This window comes from Kitasatospora sp. NPDC059812, assembly GCF_042732075.1.
Taxonomy (GTDB): Bacteria; Actinomycetota; Actinomycetes; order Streptomycetales; family Streptomycetaceae; genus Kitasatospora.
Window position 1 is genome coordinate 162848 of record NZ_JBHWIO010000003.1, and the last position, 19671, is coordinate 182518.

Consider the following 19671-nt stretch of genomic DNA (forward strand, 5'->3'; position numbering starts at 1 on the left):
CGCCTCGGGTGGTGCGCGTCGTGGTGGGGGGGGGGCGGGGGCCCCACCCACCCCCCGCCCCCCCCGCGGGGGGGGCCCCCCCCCCCGCCCCCCCGGCACGTGCACGCGGATCACCATCGAACCCGTCGAAGCACTGCGCCGGCGACCACGGACACGTCGCCCCCGGTCGCACCCGCACGGTCGCTCGGCGTCACCCCGGCAGGTCCGCCGGAACGGGGGAATCGTCGAGCCCTCCCCCTCCAGGGGGGCAGCTGTTCCGTCACCCGAACACTCCGAGAGGTACGAGAACACGTGTCCTCACGAAAATCGCCGGTCCTGGGATTACCCGGGACGGCTCTTCTCAGCATGGCCCTGATCGCGGGAGTGATGTCCGCGACCAGCCCCGCCCGGGCGGCGGCCCCTCCGGAACAGCCGTCGGCCACCGCGCCCGAGGGTGCCCTCGGCCCCGCCGAGGACGTCCTGGTCAACGGCTGGGGCGACGGCTCGGGCTACCACCTCGACATCGCCACCGGCGCCGGCGGCTACCGGTGGCGCGAGACGGCGCTGCTGCGCCCCGCGGGTATCGACGACGCGTCCTGGACGGGCTACCAGTGTGTGTCCGGCGACGGCAGGTTCGCTGCCGTCACGGTGCTGCCCGCCGGCGCCGTCAACCGGGCCGAGGCGCGTGACCACGGTGCCGTCGCGTACTCGGTGGACTTGTCCAGCGGCGCGGTGAAGCCCGTGGCCGCCGGAGTGGCGCTCAAGTACCACTCGCCCGGCTGCGGTACCGGACAGACCGCGATGTTCACGGTCAACCCCGGAAGCGACCAGCGGCTCACCCAGGTCCTGACAGTCGATCTGCCGACCGGCGAGATCAAGGCGTCCACCACGGTGGCCGGCCAGGTGACATCGGTCGTCCCGACCCCCGACGGCCCGGTCGGCGCCCAGGGCGCCTCCCTGGTCCGCGTTCCCGCGTCCTCGGCCGAGACACCCGCCGAGCCGGTGAGGATCGCGCAGGTCGACGGCCTCGCCTACGACCTGCGTCCGACCGCCGGCGGGGTCGACTTCGTCGTACAGAAGGACGGCGGGCCGACCTCCTTCCTGATGCGTGAACGGGACGGCAGGCTCTCCCCCCTCGGCGAGGGCCCCAGGGAGGCGCTACGGCTGATGCAGGGCCGGGGTGGCGAGTCCGTCGCCCTGGGAGCCACCAAGCTGGCCGAGAAGTCCGGCATCCGCAACGTCTCCACCGGCAAGCTGCCCTCGGGCGCCGTCGGCGTGTCCCTGGACGGCGCCGCCCTGCTGGGCCTGGGGCCGGACACCGCCGTGTCGGCCCCGCTGGTGGTCACGACCGCGGGTGACACGCTCCTGAAGCGAGACGCTGCCCCCGGCACGGTGTCCGTGTCGACCGCGGTTCCGCCCCTCGCGCCGGTTCCGGCTGGAGCCGGCAGCATCGTGTCGGAGCAGGGCGCCGCCGCGGCGCCCGCGCCCGCCCCCGGGGAGACGGACGCGCGAAGCACCGACGACTCCCCGGCCACGGCTGCCGCCGCGGCGCCGAAGTGCGCGGTGGACCGGCTGGCCGAGAACCGGCAGGTGATGCAGCCGGGCACCGCACAGGTGTCCTGGGCCATCGAGATGGCCGAGCAGGGCCTGTTGACCGGTTCCCCCTACACCCGGCCGGCCGGGTTCGCGAACCTGGGCCTGGCCGCCTTCGCACCGAACGGAGACTTCCCCAGGCTGCCGCTCAAACACCCGGCGGGCGACACCTTCGACTCGGTGCCGCGCTCGGTCTACCAGGCGATCGTGGCCCAGGAGAGCAACTACAGCCAGGCGTCCTGGCACGCCCTGCCCGGCATCGCGGGCGGTGCGCTGGTCGGCGACTACTACGGCGCCGGCGGCTCCATCTCCAAGATGGACTACACCAAGGCCGACTGCGGCTACGGCCTCGGCCAGATCACCAACGGCATGTCGAAGGGCGACACGGTCTACTCGGTCAACGGCCAGACCAAGATCGCCGTCGACTACCAGGAGAACGTCTCCGCCGGTCTGCAGATCCTGGAGCGGACCTGGAACCAGCTCTACGACGCCGGCATCACCGTCAACGGTGGAAACCCGCGCTACCTGGAGAACTGGTACCTGGCCGCCTGGGCCTACAACTCCGGAATCCAGCCCACCGCCAAGTTCGGCAACACCACCGGCTGCGTGCCGAGCCCGACCTGCACCAGCGCCGAGGGCAACTGGGGCCTGGGCTGGGCCAACAACCCGCGCAACCCGGACTACCCGCCGACCCGCGCGCCGTATCTGAAGAACAGCTACGGCGACGCCGCGCACCCCGGCAGCTGGCCCTACCAGGAGCGGATCACGGGCTGGATGGGCCAGCCGATCCTCCGGTTCAACCAGCCCGCCTACACCAAGCCCGACTACCACGGCGGCAAGACCTGGCTGCAGATCCCGCCGGTCACCGCCTTCTGCACCGCCGACAACAAGTGCGACCCGACCGGCGCCGCCAACGCCAAGTACTGCACCCTGGCCAGCTTCCAGTGCTGGTGGCACCAGGCCGTCACCTTCGTACCCGACTGCTCCGCCACCTGCGCCACCAGTGCCTACACGGCGGCCGCCGGCTCGACCGAACCGGCCGTCGTCAAACCGCACCCGCACCCGCCGACCTGCGCCCTGGACTCCGCCAAGGTCGGCAACGCCGGATACGGAGCCCCGATCGTCGTCGACGAGTCGCAGCCCCAGCCACCGCTCAACCTGGTCGGCTGCGGCACGCCCGCCAACTGGTCCCAGGGCGGCACCTTCACGTACGCGTACGGGACCAACGCCGCCGGTGACAAGATCGGCGCGATCGACACCCATCAGCTCGGTGTCGGCTTCGGCGGGCGCGTCCTGTTCACCCACACCGAGGACGGCGCCAACCCGGACCTGATCAACACCGGGACCTGGACGCCGAACCTGCCCAAGCTCCAGTACTACAAGATCAAGATCCATCTCCCCTCCACGGCCGCCACCGCCTCCAACGTCGTCTACACCATCAACCCCGGCGGCGGGGTGGCACCGTGGAAGATCCGGGTGAACCAGAACTGGGGCACCGAGGAATGGGTCACCATCGGCAACTTCGCGATGCGAAACGGCGGCAACCTCCAGCTCACCAACAAGAGCGAGATCACCGGCGCCGGCAACATCAACTTCGCCGACTACGACGTCGCCTACGACGCGGTCGCCTTCATCCCGATGGGCGGCACCCCCGGCCAGCCCATCGGCGGACCGCCCGGCATCCAGGACGCCCCCAAGGGCAGCAACCCCTCGTGGGTGCAGTGCGGCTGCGTACGCCGCACCGCCGGTGACCCGGTCGACACCAGCACCGGCTACTTCGGTGAGACCTTCACCGACCTCACCACCCCGGGCCGCGGCAAGCCACTCGCCTTCACCCGCACCTACGCCTCCGCCGTCGCCGACCCGGCCGGCCCGGGCGGCGCCCTGGCCGCGGACGGACCGTTCGGCTGGGGCTGGACCCACTCCTACAACCTGAGCGCCGTCACCGACCCGGCCACCGGCAACGTCACGATCCGCCAGGAAGACGGCTCCCAGGTCGCCTTCGTCAACACCTCCGGAAGCTACGCACCGTCGGCGCCCCGCTTCAACGCGACCCTCGCCAAGAACGGCACCGCCTACACCTTCGCCCGCAAGTCCAAGGAGATCTTCACCTTCGACGCCGGCACCGGGCACCTGCTCAGCGAGACCGACCTCGCCGGCAGCAAGGCCTCCCCGCCCTACGCCACCACCCTGGGCTACGACGCCGCCGACCACCTGGCCACCATCACCGACCCGGGCGGGCGCAGCTACACCCTCACCTGGACCGGCAACCACGTCACCGGCCTCGCCGACAGCGCGGGCCGCCAGGTGAGCTACGGCTACGACGCCAACGGCAACCTCACCGACGTCTACGGCGCCGGCACCACCCGCAGCCCCGTCCTCAAGGACGACGACCACTTCCAGTACGGCTACACCGGCAACCACCTGCTCAACTCCATGCGCCAGCCGTCCCAGTACGGGTCCACCGCCACGCCGACGCCAGTCGTCTCCATGACGTACGACACCGCCGGCCGCGTCCTCGTGCAGACCGATCAGGTCGGCGGCACCACGACCTTCACCTACGGGCCCGACAGCGGCGGCAACCTGGTCGCAGGCCAGACCCTGGTCACCGACCCGGCCGGCCACAAGACCCTCGACACCTACCAGAACGGACTCCTGCAGTCCGAGACCAAGGGCTACGGCACCGCCGACGCGGGCACCTGGAACTACACCTACGACCCGGTCAGCCTCGGCGTCACGGCACAGACCGACCCCGTCGGCAACCTGCGCACCTACACCTACGACGACCACGGCAACGAGACGTCGGCCGGCGACGCCCGCGGGTTCACCACCGTCAAGTCCTACGACAGCGCGGACAACCTCCGCACCGTCATCGACCCGAGCGGACTCCGGACCTCCTACGCCTACGACGAGGCCGGCCACATCGCGACCGGCAGCGGCACCAACACCGGCAGCGAGGGCTTCGGACTGCTCACCGGCGTCGTCCGCCAGCCGGTCGACGAATCGCTGCCGGCCCGGACCACCGCGGTGTACTACGAGGACGCGGCCCACCCGGGCGACGCGACCCGCGCGGTCGATCCGCGCGGCAACGCGAGCCGCAAGACCTACGACCCGGCCGGCGCCGTCATCAGCGCGACCGACGAACTGGGCAATGCCACCAAGTACGGGTACGACACCGCCCGAGGCCTGCTGACCTCCGAGGTGGCCCCGGACGGTGTCGCCGCCGGTACGTCACCAGGCTGCACCGCACCTGCCAAGGGCTGCACGACCTACTCCTACGACGCGTGGGGCAACCGGACCGGCGCCGTCGACCCGCTCGGCCACACCAGCACCTCCGCCTTCGACGCCGACGGGCACCGCACCTCGACGACCGACCCGAACGGCAACACCACCCACTACACATACGACGCCCTCGGGAACCAGACCAAGGTGACGCGGCCCGACGGGACGGTGCTGACCACCGACCACAACCCCGACGGCACGGTCGCCAGGACGGTCGACGGACTCGGCGCGGCCACCGTCTACGCGTACGACGCCCAGAAGCGGCAGACCCTGCGCACCGACCCGCTGGGCCGCGCCACCGCGAACGCCTACGACGCGGCCGGACGACGCACGGCATCGACCGATCCGAGCGGACGCGCCACCGCCTTCGGCTACGACGCGAACAACCAGCCCACCTCGGTGGCCTACTCGGACACCGCCACCCCGCCAGTCACCGCGATCGGCTACGACGCGGCCGGTCGACAGAGCTCGATGACCGACGGCACCGGCACCTCCCGGCGCGCCTACGACGCCTTCGGCGAGCTGGTCTCGCTGACCGACGGCGCCGGAGCGGTCACCGGCTACGGCTATGACGAGAACGGCAACGAAACCTCGATCACCTACCCCGGTGCCAGCGCCCAGACGGTCACCCGCACCTTCGACAAGGCCAACCGCCTGACCGCGATCAAGGACTGGAACGGAAAGACCACCGGGTTCGGGTACGACCAGGCCGGTCACTGGACGTCCACGGCCGTCCCGAACGGAACCGCTGTCACCACAACGCTCGACGACGCCGGGCAGCCGCTGGCCGACCGGCTGACCAGCGGCACCTCGACACTGGTCTCGCTCACCTACACCCGGGACAACACGGGCCGCGTCAACTCGGACACCCCGAGCGGTGTGCCTGGCAGCGCCCAGACCTACCAGTACACGGCGCTGAACCAGCTCAAGTCCGCCACCTCGGGGTCGGCCACGACCGACTACACGTACGACGCCGCCGACAACCCCGTCCGGACCGGAGCCACCGGCCAGGCCTTCGACACGGCCAACCAGCTCTGCTGGAGCACCCCGGGCCCGGTGCCGGCCACACCGTCCTGCACCGCCCCGCCCAGTGGCGCGACCGCGTACACCTGGGACCCGCAGGGCAACCGCACGAAGGCCACCACCGGGAGCACCGCTGTCACCCACACGTACGACCAGGCGAACCGCCTGACCGGTGTGAGCAGCGGCGGGACCACCAGCGCCTACACGTACAACGGCACCGGCCTGCGGACGCGGAAGACCACCGGGACGACCACGGTCTCCTACACCTGGGACGCGCAGCAGATCCCCGACCTGCTCTCCGACGGCTCGTCCTCGTACGTCTACGGACCGGACGACCTGCCGGTCGAGCAGATCACCGGCACGGGCACCCTCTGGTTCTTCCACGACCAGCTGGGCTCCACCCGGGCCCTGACCGACGCCTCGGGCTCCGTGGCCGGAGCGTACGCCTACACGCCCTACGGCGCCGTCAGTTCCCACACGGGCTCCGCGTCGACCGCGCTGCGGTACGCGGGCCAGTACAGCGACGACGAGAGCGGCCTGGTGTACCTCCGGGCCCGCTCCTACGACCCGGCCACGGCTCAGTTCCTCAGCGTCGACCCGGTGGTCGAACAGACCCTCAGCGCATACGGCTACGCCAACGCCGATCCGCTCAACCAGACGGACCCGGCGGGGCTCTGGGGCTGGAGCAGCGTCAAGAAGTTCGCCCATGACCACTCCGACGTGATCTCGCACATCAACTCTGTCGCCACAGCTGTCTGGGCCGTCTCCGGCACGGTGGCGGCGGGCTGCGCCATCGTGGGCGCGCTGCCCTGCGCGGCCGTCGCCGGGGGAATCTCCGGGGCAGCCTGGTTGGTGACCACCGTCACCCAGGTTGGCCTGGTGGCCGACAAGTGCAGCAGCGGAACGTCCGCCTGGGACTGCGGGGAGGCGGCCGGCTACCTGACGGCGGACGTCGCGGCGTCACCCCTCGGACTGAAGGGGCTGGGCGCGCTGAGGGGCGTCCTCCCGGCCCGGACGGACAAGAGCCTGGACGTCTGGCGCAAGATCTGCGAGGGCTGACCGGCCCCGGTTCCCGGCCGGTGCACACCGGCTACGGCCGACTCGATACTGTCCCTTCGACGACACCACGGCGGGCCGCCTCCCCTCGCGGGGGCGGCCCGCCGCTCGCGGTGGCTCGCGCTCCGTACCTCTCGACGACAGGAACGGCACATGACCGACAAGGCGTTACCCCCGTCCGCGCCGATCTCCGTACGGCCGAACCCGCTCCTCGGAATGCCCCTCACGGCGGGCGGCCTGCTGATCTCCCTACCCAAGGCGCTCGACGGCGGCCCCACGGCCCCGGTGTACGCCGCCGCAGCGGTCGTGAGCGCCCTCGCACCCGCGCTGGTGCTCCTCCTTTCCGTCGCCGTCGGCCGCGGCCGGATCACCGTCCGCCGAGGCCTGCACCGCACCTCCGTCCCGCTGGCGGAGCTGCGCTCGGTGACGGCCGAGGCGGACGCCGGCCGGGGGCCGCACACCCTCCTACTCGAGAGCCACACCGGGGCACGCTGCCGGATCCCGCTACTGGCCGTGCGGCGGCGGGACCGGCAGCGACTCGTGGCCGCCCTCGAACGGGCGGCTCCACCCGGCGCTGTCCGAGAGGACCAGGCCCTACGCGACCTGCTGGGCCTCCCGGGCTGACAGCGAGGATACGCAGTGGCTCCTCCAGCGGGTCCGACTCCCGGGCTGACCAACGCCGACGCCCCGGCTGCCGCGTGATCCGGGTGGTACTGGAGGTCGACGACCGTCACCGTTCGGCAGCCCCGTAGCCGTGTGGGCGAGCCGCCCGGTTCTGGCCGTGCAGCCGGCCCCGCATCAAACGAGCCCAGCCGGTCGCCGGCAACGGACAGCTGCGCGGCCATAGCCCGCGAACTCCGCCTCTCCGCAATGGCATAGCGTCCGTCAGCGCCCTCCGCCCGTCTGCCTGACGGGCTGGATGTACCGTGCCCATCGCGCACGGTGCCAGCGAACGTACTCCAGGCCGACGTCATGGCCGGGCTCCGTTTCCAGACGCTGCCGCACTGTGCCGGTCACCGTTTCCACGACGCGCAGGTCGTCGGTCAGGTAGAGGCCGCCCTGGTCGAACTGCGTGTGGCAGTTCGGGCACAGGCACAGGACGTTGCCGGTATAGTCGGGTCCGCCTTGGCTCAGCGGGCGGATATGAGCACCTTCGCTGATCGTCTGGCGTGGTCCCGGGATTCCCAGGACGCTGCCGCACATCTGGCACTGGTTGCCGTACCAGTCCTTGACGTCCTGAACGACCGCCCCGTCACGCCTGACCCGGCCCTTCCTGTCCCTTACCCCGCTGGCGGGCACCGCGGCGGGCGCGCTGGCGGCATGGAGACCACCCGGCGGGAACAGTTCTCCCAGCGGCAGGGCCTGCGGCGAGCCGGTCGCGGTCCGGACCTGCCCGCCGATCTCGTCGAGAATGCCGCCGACGAGGTCCAGGGCATCAGGGCAGAGCAATCGGGCCCGATCCCGGCCAGAACGAGCAACCAGGGACCATGCCGCCTCGATGTGGCCGCCGGTGATCACGTCCGTGTCCTCGGCGAGGGCGAGCGCTGCCGCGATCCGGTGGGTGTGGGCGTCCAGTCGGACGAACTGGTCCTCCGGCAGGGACTCCTGGTCGTCGAAGCGAGCAGCGCTGAGCTGGACCGGCCAAAACTTCGCGGCGGCCTCACCCGTCATCGTGAACTGCACCTGTTGGTGCGACAGGCTGTCGTAGATCCGGGCGAGGCCCTCGACGGCCTGGGAAGCCACCGGCACTATCCGGCGGCCGGGGAGCGTGGCGCCGGGGATTACCTCTTTCCGGCGGAAGACCAGGAATCTGCTGGAGGAGGCCGCTTCCGTCTGTGCTCTGTACCTCCAGTCGCCCGCCGGCATCTCCCACAGCACCCCGATCTTGGGGGCCTCCCCCGCCTGGCCGCCCGCGCGCGAACGACGCTGATGTTCGAGGTTGCGGTACTCGTCGCCGTCCCAGGCCGTACGCAACGCGTACGCGAGGGAGTCATCGGAAAACGTCCTCGACGGGCGGTGCTTGACAGGGCTGCCGGTGAGCAGCAGAGAGAAGCCGGTGCCGGGCCGGGTACTCCGGGCGGACCGGCGCCAAGCGGCCCGCAGCCTGTCCGTGGTGGTGATGTCGTGGTGGCTGGTGAGCCGGCGAAAACGGCTGGAGTCCATACCGGCTGTGGCCAGGGCCGTGACCAGTGGAGGCCGGGCGTCGTCGGCCAGGAAGGCTGCCCACACCAGACAAGGCCATTCCATGTGGCCGACCGGCAGGACCGCCGAGGGGGCCACGGCGGCCGCCCACCAGCACAGGGCCGCCGCATAGACGTCCTCGGTGTGGATACCGTCCTGCAGCCCTGCCTGCCGCGCGATATCTCCCAACGGACCGCACATCACCACATCCGACACTGCGCCCTCCCCCTGTCTGCCATGCCACCCGGCCCTGGTGAACATCTATCACCCGTCACCGACAGAAGCCGTCCGGTGGCTGCCTCTCGTCCGGAGGCCCCCGTGGTCCCGGACGGCGACCGCAGCCGGGGGCGCAGCGGGCCCGGGACAAGGCCGGCGTCGAGCGATCCCCGGAGATCCCAGACGGGCAGCGAGGAGCACCACCAGGCCGACGGCCGACACCGGAGTGCCAAGGAAGGCTCTTGTGTCAGGCCCGGTAGCAGGACTCGCCCGGGTGGCTGTCGATCGCGGCCAGCAGGTCCTGAGCCGCTACTCGCACCGCAGGGTCGCTGTCGTGGGTCAGCCGGTCCGCTGTCGGTCGGCGGCTCAGCACGGTCTGGTGGGCTTCCAGTTGCACCTTCGGCTGCCGCGGATTGCCGTGTTCGAGGATCGTCTGCAGCAACTCGATCACCCCGGCCCGCGACGTCACGGTCTCGGTGACCGCGAGGTCCCACAGAAAGGGAGCAGCGGCGGCAGTCGCATCGAAGACCGCCAACTCACCAATCCACAGGGCGAGATCGCTCAGGGCTGCCGCACTCGCGAGGGCGTCGCCCCATGCGATCCGCGACAGCACGCCGGGAACATCTGCCGCAGATCCATAGGCATGCTTCAACTCGTCCCAGCGCACACGGCTTACGCCCTTGAGAATCGTCCCCACCCAAGCACTCCAGTCCACTCGTCAGACCTATGGTCCGGTCGGACTCATTCCACCTCGCCGACCGCCATGACCGCGAGTCCGGGCCGACACGACGCATGGGCACTCTCCGCGGGCGAGGCCGGCGCCGTGGTGGAGAGCGCGAATGCCGTCATGGCCAGTCCAGCGCATCCAGATGGCGCCGTCCGCCGGCGGGCAGTCGAGGACCGTCCGGCCCAGGGCCTGGTCGGCTGGCATCGGGGCTACTGTTCACACCGGCCAGCGGAACGTTTCCCCCCGCACCCGCACCCCCCAACCGGGCCGACGGCGGCTGGTCGACCCGACCGGGCCGCTCCCCCGTCGCGTGGTGCTGATCCTCCCTTCTCCACTTGCCCACTGACATCCAGCGGGGCCACCCCGGAGGCGGACAGGTCCTTGGTGAGCACACGAGCGCCGCCAGCCTGTAGTCCTCGGACAGGGGCCAGTTGTCCGCCCTCATGATCGGCACCAGCCCGGCCTGGACGGCACGGTCCTTGGGACCGAGTGGGTCAGCACGCGGCATCGGGGCCGAATCCCGCTTCCGCGCTGCAGCGCAGAATGGTGCTCCTGACGTCGGCCGGCAGGAATTCGTCTTGGCGGGCAAGCCATTGCTCTCGGCCAGCAACAGGACAAGATCAACTCTTGATCCGAGAAGGACAGCCTTGCCGAAGACCTCGCCCGCGAACTCCAGGGTCGGAACCTGCCAGCACGTGATCAGCCGCCGCTCCGAGCCGCCTTCACGAGTCCGGGCCCTGAACTGGGCACTGCCAGTCGGCTGCATCGATCGCGTTGCCCAGCATGTCATTGAGGTGGAAGCAGTGGCCGTTGGCCCACACCGTGACCGAATCCCGCCGATGGTCGACCTGGAAGGGCTCGTCCCCACGCAACGTCCCGGACCAGGAACCGTCGCCTGCTGGTGAGTGAGTGACAATGGCGCGGGTCTGCCCCGGCGGAATCCGGTAGGTATCCGCCCAGGGCTCCACGGCCAGCTTCAGCGGCGCTTCACCGTCGTTTCCGACCAGCAGCCGCGCAGTTCCCCCAGCGAACATCTCCACCTCTTCTTGCCCTTGAGGGCGGTCTCACACGCAAACACCGTCCACAGGCGTACGCGGCCTGATCCTCACACACGTGATCACGTGTTCCAAGCCACCACCGAACTTGATCGAGCGGCTTCGGTGCCGTTCACCTGACAGCTGTTGGGTGGTTCCGATAGCCCTGGGGGCGTGAGATACGCACACGGTGGCGGGTTGACCGACGCTGGGAGGGCCGCAAGGGAGCGGGTCCGGCTCCAGGCCGTGGAACGCTTCGCAGGAGGGCAGAAGAACCGGGAGATCGCCGCCTCGTTGCGGGTCAGCGAGCGGTCCGTAAAGCGCTGGCGCCGGCAGTGGTGCGAGCGCGGCGAAGCCGGAGTTCTCTCAAAAGGAACACCGGGATGGTCGAGGCTCAGCGGCGCACAGGTCTCCAGACTGGAACGGGATTTGGATAGCGGCCCGCTGGTTCACGGCCGGGTCGACCAGCGGTGGACACTCGCGCGGATCACCGGCGACGAGGTCGAGGCGCTGGTGGCGGCCCTTCCGGCGCTGAAGCATCTGGCAGGGCTCGAAAGCCAGGACCGCGAAGGGCCGAAGCAGTGACCGGGCAGCCGGTCGGCGCGGTCGCGGCGGCGGCGTTCCCGGTGGCGCGTTCCGAGGCGCGGCTGCTGGTCCCCGCCCTGATGTTCATCGCTCTGGTCGTGGCGGCGGTCGCCAGTCTCGGGACGCCGCTCATCACCAGCGTGGCGACCTCGTTCCACGTCTCGCTCGGCAGCGCGCAGTGGACGCTGACCGTCGCGCTGCTCAGCGGCGCCGTCGCCACGCCGGTCCTGGGCCGGCTCGGAGCCGGCCCGCACCGGCGGGCCACGATCCTCGCCACGCTGGCGGTCGTCGTCGCCGGCAGCGCGCTCACCGTGCTGCCGCTGCCGTTCGCGTGGCTGCTGGCCGGCAGGGCGGCCCAGGGCGTCGGGCTCGGGCTGACGGCGCTGATGATGGGCGTGGCCCGGGACCACCTCCCCGAGGAGCGCAGCGCGGCCGTGATCGCCCTGATCTCGGTGGTCTCGATCATCGGGGCCGGCGTCGGCTACCCGCTGGCCGCACTGCTCGCCGAGCTCGGCGGGGTACGGGCCGCCTACGGCCTCGGCCTGGTCGTCACCGCCGCCGCCCTCCTGACCGCGTGGCGCTCCATGCCCGAAGCCCCCGAAGACCGCTCCGCCCACGTGGACGTGGCAAGCGGCCGCTGCGCTGCTCCTGGTGCTGTTCCTCGCCGGCGAACGGAATCTGTGGAGCCGGCACCTCGCCGTGGTGGCAGGCCTCGCCGTCGTCGCGGTGGTGCTCCTCTGCGTCTGGGCCGTCATCGAGCTGCGCAGCACGACGCCCCTGGTCGATGTGCGGGCGGTGCGGCACCCGGCGGCCGCCGGGGCGAACCTCGCCATGTTCGTCGGCGGGATCGGCATGTACCTCCTGCTCACGCTCATCACCCGGTACGCGCAGACGCCGCACGGCGCCGGCTACGGCTTCGGGCTGACAACCTTCGTCGCCGGGCTGGTCCTCATCCCGTTCTCGGTGCTGGGGTTCGTCGCCGGCAAGCTCACGCCTCGCTCTCGCCCGCCGACGCTCGTCCGAGACCAACCCGTAAGTCAGATGCACCATCCCAACACTGGAGGTTCCATGCCCAAGGGGTACTGGGTCAGCGTCTACCGCACCATTTCAGACCCTGAGAAGCTGGCTGCCTACAACAAGCTGGCCGGTCCGGCCGTCAAGGCCGGGGGCGGACGGGTCCTCGCCCGTGACAGTCGGGTCGTCGCACACGACGCCGGAATCGCCGAGCGCACCATCCTGATCGAGTTCGACAGCTTCGAGCAGGCCGCCGCGGCCCGCGAGAGTGCGGCCTACCAGGAGGCGCTGGTCTCCCTCTCCGACGGCGTCGGGCGCGACTTCCGCATCGTCGAAGGCATCGACTGACCGAGGTCCAGTCGGATCTTCACTGAAGATCCACCATCCTGGTTTCCGCTGGTGCGGCGGGGTTCGTGGGTGCTCGTGCCGGCCGTGGGCGGCGGTCTTCGGCCTTGATCGCCTGTCAGCGGTCGAGTTCGAGGTTCATCAGGACGAGCAGGGCGCAGAGCAGGCAGCAGCCCGTCACGCGGCCGTGGGTCAGCCTTCGTCAGGGCGGGTCGATGTGGGCCGACGGTTCAGCTCGGCGCGAGTGTGCGCTGGTGGTCCCCGGTCAGCGGCGGCCGGTGGCCAGGATGACGAGGAACTGGCCGCCGCCCGCCTCGATGTCGGCGGTCACCGGCAGCCCCGGTGTCAGTCGGGAGAACCGGTCCACCAGCCAATCCGCCGCTTCCTGGGCGTCCTGCCTGGTCGGACAACGGCCCACCATCTCGCGGCCGCCCTTGCGCTCCAGCCTCGCGGCAACGGTGATCAGCGGCGCGGGTTCGGCCACGTACAGGCGGTCCGGCCAGGCGATGACCACCTTGACCGCGCCCTTGCGGCTGTTGCACCCGCGGTGCGCGAGCCGCTCGGCGACCTTGGCTTTCCGGTCGGCGGTCCGGCTGTCAACGCTGGGCCCCCTGGGATCGTTCACCGACTTGTCGGGGTCGACCGGTTCGTCGCACACCCAGCATCGCCAGCCGTCGCGCTTGGCCACATCATCAAGGAGACTCACCCGGACAAACTAGCCTGCCCGGCCGCCACCCCGCGCACCAGGGCCTCGGCAACCAGGTGACCGTGCCCCGGAGGCCTACCTGTCCCATGCGTTCCAGGAGCTCCGTTCGCTGAACACTTCCGCGAACTTGTCGTTTCCGGATCTATCGGGCAGTAGTGACGTCGCTTGTCTTCGGGCCTGGGCGGCACCAACGTGGTCGTCAGATTGATCGCGGCCGGGCAGTGGGAGATGGGAGAAGGGCGATGGTCCTCGGCCGGCCCCGCTCGGACCGGGTGATGCGCCGCCCGGCCATCGCCGTACGGACCCGTCCCCGCCCGGCGTTCGGGCATCGCTTCAGGGCTGTCAGCAGTGGGGTGCGGGGGCGGCTGCAGCGCCTGGCGGGTACCTGACATTCCTTGGCTGTTCATCCGTCATCTCCACTGCCTCGGAGCTCCTGGGGGAAAGCCACAGGTAGTCCGGTGCGGTGACATCCCGCACGCGCACCGGCGCGACGGAGAGGGTAAGGCTGATGTCCGGAATAACCCGACGGAGGCTGCTGGGATCGGCGGCCGGCGCGATGGGAGCGGCAGCGGCGATGAGCCTGCTGCCACCGAGTGTCCAGCGGGCGGTAGCGGCGGGGGTGCCGAAGGCCGGTTCGCTGCGGGACGTCGAGCACGTGGTCCTGCTGATGCAGGAGAACCGGTCCTTCGACCACTACTTCGGCACGCTGGCCGGTGTTCGCGGCTTCGCGGACCCGAACGCGCTGCGGCTGGACAACGGGCGCTCGGTGTTCTACCAGCCCGACAGCGTCAACCCGGACGGCTACCTGCTGCCGTTCCACCTGGACACCCGCACCACGAGCGCCCAGGCGATCCCGTCCACCAGCCACTCCTGGTCGGTGCAACACCGAGCCTGGAACGGCGGGAAGATGGACCGGTGGCTGCCCGCGCACCGGTCCGCCGACGGCGTCAACGGCCCGTACGTGATGGGGTACTACACCCGGGAGGACATCCCCTTCCAGTTCGCCCTGGCCGAGTCGTTCACCATCTGCGACAACTACTTCTGCTCGGTCCAGGGACCGACCTGGCCCAACCGGCTGTACTGGATGACGGGTTCGATCGGAGCCGACGGCGGCCAGGGCGGCCCGATCATCAAGAACTCGGCGCCCGAGCCGCTGACCTGGAAGACCTACCCCGAACAGCTGGAGGCGGCCGGCGTCAGCTGGCAGGTCTACCAGGAAGCCGACAACTACGGCACCAACATGCTCTCGCTCTTCAGGAGCTTCCAGCAGGCCGCGCCCGGCAGCGCACTGCACCGCAAGGGCATGACCGCCCGGCCGGCCGGCACCTTCGAGGACGACGCGCGCAACAACCGGTTGCCCGCCGTCTCCTGGATCCTGCCGACCAGCTACCAGTCCGAGCACCCGGACTACCTGCCCGCCGCCGGTGCCGACTACGTCGCCTCCAAGATCGAGGCGGTCGCGTCGAACCCCGAGGTCTGGGCGAAGACGGTGTTCATCCTCAACTACGACGAGAACGACGGGCTGTTCGACCACGTGCCGCCGCCGGTGCCCCCAGCCGCGACGCCGGGCGAGTTCGTCGGCGGCCTGCCGATCGGCGGCGGCTTCCGAGTGCCGTGCATCATCATCTCGCCCTGGACGGTGGGCGGCTGGGTCGCCGGCGAGGCCTTCGACCACACCTCGGTGCTGCAGTTCCTGGAGCGGTTCACCGGAGTCCGGTCGGCCACCGTCACCGACTGGCGTCGCAACGCCTTCGGGGACCTGACCTCCGCCTTCCAGTTCAACGGCGGCGCGTGCAGGGCCCCAGCGCTGCCCCCGACCGCCGAGCAGCTCGAACTGGCCAAGTACGAGGTGGCGAACTATCCGGCGCCCGCCCTTCCTGGCGCGGGCCAACAGTTCCCCACCCAGGAGCCCGGCGACCGGCCACACCTGCCCCGATAACACTCAGTAGCACTCGGCGGCCTTCGCCCAGGGCCCGGACCGAAGGCCGCTGCGCACCGCCGGCCCGGCCGTGTCTCGGGCCGGAGCGGCGACCCAGCCACCGCGACGCTATTGCCGATCGTCAACGTGGCCGCCCGTCCCCGAGAGTGCCGTCCGGGAGGCCTATGTTGAACCCGCGACGGCCACGGCCGCTGGGGGTTCGAACTGCATCGAAGCACTTCGACCGGGTACCGTGCGGTCCTGCGAATCCATACCCTTGTCTTGGGAAAAGAAGTGCAGGATGCACATACTGGATGACCTCACCGGTCTTTCCTCTCGTGCGAAGACCCTGCTTGAACGAACCGGCCGGCGCGATGATCCACAGGATCCCCGGCCCTCCACCGATTTCCGGGAGCAGCGACGCGCCACGTCGTTGGCGCGCATTCATCTGGAGCCGAGGTGAATCCGGCCGACGCCAGGTTGAAGAGGCCGCTGCACGAGCAACAGCCACAGCAGCCGGACAACAGATCGCGACAGCCACCGGATGACGACCACTCCTCGACAGAGCTGATTCCACAGAATGTCCGTTAACGGGTCCTTCGACCGCGCCGGAGCGGTAAGTTGACGGCTGCCGACTAGGGAAAGAGCACCGACGTGACCATCGACCAGGCTGCCCTCGGCAGCGCCGTGAAGGCGGTCGCCGCCGCCGCACACACCGATGACCCTGCTGCGCTGTACCGCGCCGTGATGCCGCCGACGGGCACGGACACGCCCCCGGCCGAGGCCGCCAACTGGTTCGGGACGCTCCTCATCCACCTGGCGCTCACCGCGGCGAGCACTTCGCGGCTGGAACAGGGCTGCCCCCGGGAGACCGTCTCGGAATGGATCGAAGAGGCACTGGGCCCGCTGCCCACCCCCGCGCTGCTGCGCGCTGCGGACCCCGGCCACATCGACCACGTCGAGGCGGTCCGCGCCGCAGAGGACTACTCCCAGTGCCGCGAGTATGCCGTCGACCTGATCCGGATCGGCCTGACCGATCCGAATGAAGCACCGGACGCGCGAGGCGTCGATGCCCACTGCACGGTGACGAACGACAAGGACGCGCGGATCACCGTGATGGCGATGCTCGGCCGCCTCGCCGCCGATCCTGGCGAGCGAGGTTGACGGCGCCTCCCCCTTCCGGGTGAGCGGAGTCAGCGGGCGGGAGGATCGGCTTCCACCCGCTGCCAGCGCCGTCAGCACGGCGGCAGGACGGCGCGTTTCAGGGCTGTGCAAACCGCGAACTCCTAAACGAATCTAGGCACTTGGGGTACCCCACCGAAACATCGCTTCATAGCCGCGAGGTCAGCAAGTTGTACCGGTTGGCCATGACGCGAACAGAGGAACCCACCGTCGATCGAGATCATTTGGCGCGGGACAAGCGCAAAAGCCAGTTCGAATCGAGCGCAGACGAGTACTTCTGTGAGGATTGCTGCCTGCCGCTCGGCATAGCGGACGGAGATGTTCACGCAGACGGATCCACCTGGGAACTCGCGGAACCCGCTCCTTCACGCCCGCGGCTGAGCAACGCCTTCCGCAAGCCAGCCGACATCACGTGCCCAACCGGGCACGGCGCGTTCCAGGCCGCAGTCGCACTCGCCCTCGACGCGGACGGCCAAGTCCGCCGTGTGTCGGTCGGCCTGCGATGTCCGGTCGACGGCACGCTGCGCCTGCACCTCGACAACGCGCAGGTAGTGCCGAGCAAAACCTGACACCGACCTCGCCTGAGGAGCCTGGGCGCGGACGACCGACCGTGGTGATCATCACCGCTCAGCTGACGGGAGAATGAGCCGGGTGACCAACACCCAGCCCCTGCCCCGCGGGATCAGCGCCCTGATCCACGACGCCCGCGCCAAGGCCACGCCCGGCGAGCGGGCCGCCCCCCAGCTCCAGCACCTGCGCGAGGCGACCGTCCCCGTGCCGGTGCTCGCCGCAGCCGTCGAGCTGATCGCCCCGCAGCTGGACGACCCCGACCCGGCCACCCGCGAAGCCGCCGGCGCCGTCCACGTCCGCCTGCTCGCCGCCATCGAGGACGCCGCACCCGGCCGGTAGCCAGCCGACCGGGCCGGATGTCCCAACACTGTCCCAGCCCAGGCGTGAAAGCGCTCCTACCAGGGAAACGGCCTGGGACTATCCTGGCGAATCAGTAAAAACGGACTGTCAGGTTCCGGACAGTGCAAGAACTGTCCGAAAGATGATCGCCAGCCCGTCAGGCGAGCTCGTGACCTGCGCCGTCACAGAAACACCACACCGCTTCCGGTCGGAATTGGTCTCGACCATTGCCTCGCCTTCACATTCGGAGGAGGCTCCTCGGCGAAGCGCAGGGGCACGGGCCCCGGCGCTCACCATTGGGAGGAAGACCACTCATGTCGCTTCGCAAGGCATTCTCCGCTGTGGCCGTGGCCGGGGTCGTGGCCGGCGGCGCCCTGATCGCCGCCCCGACCGCCCAGGCGTCCACCTACACCTACATCGGCATATACCCGACCGCCGCCGCCTGCCACGCGGCCGGCCAGGCGTATGTGAACAGCCACCAGGCCATCGTCTACTTCTGCGACACCACCACCGAGACCGGCCCGGCACGGCTCTCCGTAGTCCTCTACTGAGCCGCCGGAACGCACTTGATGGTGGGCCGCCGGTCGTGCGGCCCACCATCATCACTGAACGCCTCGCCGACGCCCAGCAGGGAACCGGCACCGTACTGGAGGCCGCGGCGGTCGGCGGGATCGCCACCCGGGCCGTCGCCGACGGCCGACAGCACCAACCCACCGCTGGTGAGCTTGCGGGCGCTCACCGACCGCCGTCCTGGGGGTGGGGGCCGAGAGCGGCTGCGGCCAGGGCCTGCACGGCTGGCGCCCAACGGGCGATCAGGTCCATCACATCGGGCAGCTCTGCGGCGTAGGCGGTGAGGATGGTGCCGTCCTGGTTGCCGCTCAGGTCGATCGCGAAGCGGGGCACCGCGCGGTAGCGGTGATACGCCGTCATCTCCAGCGGAAGCTCCTCTCCTGCTGAGTGCGCAGTGGGGTAGGCGTGGCGCTCTGGCCGGCCCGGATTGGTCCACTCGGGCAGTCGTAGAAGACCCCCCGGAAGCGTGACAGTTCCGCGAACGGCTCGCACTGCCCGCCCTGTTCCACCAGACTCACCCAGACCCACCATCACGGTCTTCGCGTCAAATCCTGTTCCTCTTGGTCGAGTTCAGGACCACGCGAAGGCCGCACCGCCGTCCCGGGAACACCCGGACGAGTGATCACCCGGCCCACCTGTTCGAAGCCGGACGATAAATCACAAGCTAAGCGTCGGCTTGAGCTGGAGGCGGAGTCGCACTCCTCGTGTTTCTGGTGGCAGGACCAGCAACGACCGCCGCCCACCAGGGTGACAGCCCCTCACGGCCCGGTCAGCCGCCGGTACCACCATGGCCGCCCCGACGCGTCGGGCCGGACGGAGGACGGCCGCCGGGCGGCGTACGGGTCCGGCAGCGTGCGCCGTTCGAACTCTGTGTCGAGCCCGGCGACGATCCGCCCCAACTCGCAGCGGGCGCGCGGTAGCAGGGCGGGGAGCATCGCCTCGATCTCGTCGCGCGCGCCGAGGACGTCGTGGCAGGGGCAGTCCGGCAGGGGCACGTACAGCCACCGGCCGGGCTGGCGCAGGAATTCCTCGTACTGGCCAAGCGCCCTGCTCAGGTACCCGGGCTCGAAGCGCCGGGCTTCGAGGCGTCGTACGGCGGCCTGGGCGTTGCGCCGCAGGCCTCGGATCTGGCTGAACGGTCGGGGCTGCGAGCCCCGCGCGTACCGCGTCTGGGCGCGCAGGGCGCCGGGCGGCCTACGCGGCATCGCCCTTTCTGAGGGAGGTCATGGGCTCACCCTGCCATGCCGCGTGCCGACGCGCTCCCGGGTTTCCCGGGCGCGGACACCCCGGAGGGGTGAGGGGGGGGGGCGGTTGTGGTGTGGGTTTTGTGTGGAGTAGGTTAGAGGGGGCG

General features: G+C 70.4%; 17 protein-coding genes. 10 read left to right on the forward strand and 7 right to left on the reverse strand.

Annotated features, from left to right (window positions below; genetic code table 11):
• Window positions 1-345 precede the first annotated feature (345 nt).
• Window positions 346-6936: an RHS repeat-associated core domain-containing protein gene (locus ACFV6D_RS02820; protein ID WP_380557963.1), complete on the forward strand. Its 6591-nt coding sequence runs from the start codon at window positions 346-348 to the stop codon at window positions 6934-6936.
• Between the two features lie 150 nt (window positions 6937-7086).
• The gene (locus tag ACFV6D_RS02825) at window positions 7087-7557 is read left to right on the forward strand and encodes a hypothetical protein (RefSeq protein ID WP_380557966.1); all 471 of its coding nucleotides are present in this window, start codon (window positions 7087-7089) and stop codon (window positions 7555-7557) included.
• Between the two features lie 261 nt (window positions 7558-7818).
• Here ACFV6D_RS02825 and ACFV6D_RS02830 read toward each other — a convergent pair whose 3' ends face one another.
• The 3 genes from ACFV6D_RS02830 to ACFV6D_RS02840 all read right to left on the reverse strand — a co-directional run bounded on the left by ACFV6D_RS02830 (window position 7819) and on the right by ACFV6D_RS02840 (window position 11091).
• On the reverse strand, window positions 7819-9330 hold the full coding sequence (locus tag ACFV6D_RS02830) for an HNH endonuclease (RefSeq protein ID WP_380557969.1): 1512 nt from the start codon (window positions 9328-9330) through the stop codon (window positions 7819-7821).
• Window positions 9331-9577: 247 nt separating this feature from the next.
• On the reverse strand, window positions 9578-10027 hold the full coding sequence (locus ACFV6D_RS02835) for a hypothetical protein (RefSeq protein WP_380557972.1): 450 nt from the start codon (window positions 10025-10027) through the stop codon (window positions 9578-9580).
• Window positions 10028-10779: 752 nt separating this feature from the next.
• A complete protein-coding gene (locus ACFV6D_RS02840) occupies window positions 10780-11091 on the reverse strand; it encodes a hypothetical protein (protein WP_380486711.1) in 312 nt (103 codons plus the stop codon).
• 198 nt (window positions 11092-11289) lie between these two features.
• Here ACFV6D_RS02840 and ACFV6D_RS02845 point away from each other — a divergent pair, with 198 nt between their 5' ends.
• The 3 genes from ACFV6D_RS02845 to ACFV6D_RS02855 all read left to right on the forward strand — a co-directional run bounded on the left by ACFV6D_RS02845 (window position 11290) and on the right by ACFV6D_RS02855 (window position 13038).
• Window positions 11290-11676 carry a helix-turn-helix domain-containing protein gene (locus ACFV6D_RS02845; RefSeq protein WP_380557974.1) on the forward strand — a complete coding sequence of 129 codons (387 nt, stop codon included), beginning with the start codon at window positions 11290-11292 and terminating at the stop codon, window positions 11674-11676.
• 80 nt (window positions 11677-11756) lie between these two features.
• Complete coding sequence (locus ACFV6D_RS02850; protein WP_380494371.1) at window positions 11757-12794, forward strand: MFS transporter; 1038 nt, start codon at window positions 11757-11759, stop codon at window positions 12792-12794.
• Window positions 12745-13038: a DUF1330 domain-containing protein gene (locus ACFV6D_RS02855; protein WP_380494363.1), complete on the forward strand. Its 294-nt coding sequence runs from the start codon at window positions 12745-12747 to the stop codon at window positions 13036-13038. Before ACFV6D_RS02850 ends, ACFV6D_RS02855 begins: the two co-directional genes overlap by 50 nt.
• Before the next feature lie 262 nt (window positions 13039-13300).
• Here ACFV6D_RS02855 and ACFV6D_RS02860 read toward each other — a convergent pair whose 3' ends face one another.
• Complete coding sequence (locus tag ACFV6D_RS02860) at window positions 13301-13741, reverse strand: hypothetical protein (protein WP_380345399.1); 441 nt, start codon at window positions 13739-13741, stop codon at window positions 13301-13303.
• Window positions 13742-14249: 508 nt separating this feature from the next.
• Here ACFV6D_RS02860 and ACFV6D_RS02865 point away from each other — a divergent pair.
• The 5 genes from ACFV6D_RS02865 (at window position 14250) to ACFV6D_RS02885 (ending at window position 18301) form a co-directional block, all read left to right on the forward strand.
• Entirely contained in the window at window positions 14250-15680 is a 1431-nt protein-coding gene (locus ACFV6D_RS02865) for an alkaline phosphatase family protein (protein ID WP_380557977.1), read from the forward strand.
• A gap of 633 nt (window positions 15681-16313) precedes the next feature.
• Window positions 16314-16823, forward strand: a complete 510-nt coding sequence (locus tag ACFV6D_RS02870; protein ID WP_063351740.1) for a hypothetical protein — start codon at window positions 16314-16316, stop codon at window positions 16821-16823.
• 203 nt (window positions 16824-17026) lie between these two features.
• Window positions 17027-17410, forward strand: coding sequence for a hypothetical protein (locus ACFV6D_RS02875; RefSeq protein ID WP_380557980.1), 384 nt, complete (start codon window positions 17027-17029; stop codon window positions 17408-17410).
• Between the two features lie 82 nt (window positions 17411-17492).
• On the forward strand, window positions 17493-17750 hold the full coding sequence (locus ACFV6D_RS02880) for a hypothetical protein (protein WP_380557983.1): 258 nt from the start codon (window positions 17493-17495) through the stop codon (window positions 17748-17750).
• Between the two features lie 314 nt (window positions 17751-18064).
• On the forward strand, window positions 18065-18301 hold the full coding sequence (locus ACFV6D_RS02885) for a hypothetical protein (RefSeq protein ID WP_063351744.1): 237 nt from the start codon (window positions 18065-18067) through the stop codon (window positions 18299-18301).
• Here the strand turns inward: ACFV6D_RS02885 and ACFV6D_RS02890 are convergent.
• From ACFV6D_RS02890 to ACFV6D_RS02900, 3 genes are all read right to left on the reverse strand, one after another.
• Window positions 18295-18489: a hypothetical protein gene (locus tag ACFV6D_RS02890; RefSeq protein WP_380557985.1), complete on the reverse strand. Its 195-nt coding sequence runs from the start codon at window positions 18487-18489 to the stop codon at window positions 18295-18297. The two genes, ACFV6D_RS02885 and ACFV6D_RS02890, sit on opposite strands and share 7 nt — an antisense overlap.
• The gene (locus tag ACFV6D_RS02895) at window positions 18486-18680 is read right to left on the reverse strand and encodes a hypothetical protein (RefSeq protein WP_380557988.1); all 195 of its coding nucleotides are present in this window, start codon (window positions 18678-18680) and stop codon (window positions 18486-18488) included. Before ACFV6D_RS02895 ends, ACFV6D_RS02890 begins: the two co-directional genes overlap by 4 nt.
• Window positions 18681-19078: 398 nt before the next feature.
• On the reverse strand, window positions 19079-19525 hold the full coding sequence (locus ACFV6D_RS02900; RefSeq protein ID WP_380424371.1) for a hypothetical protein: 447 nt from the start codon (window positions 19523-19525) through the stop codon (window positions 19079-19081).
• Between the last annotated feature and the right edge of the window lie 146 nt (window positions 19526-19671).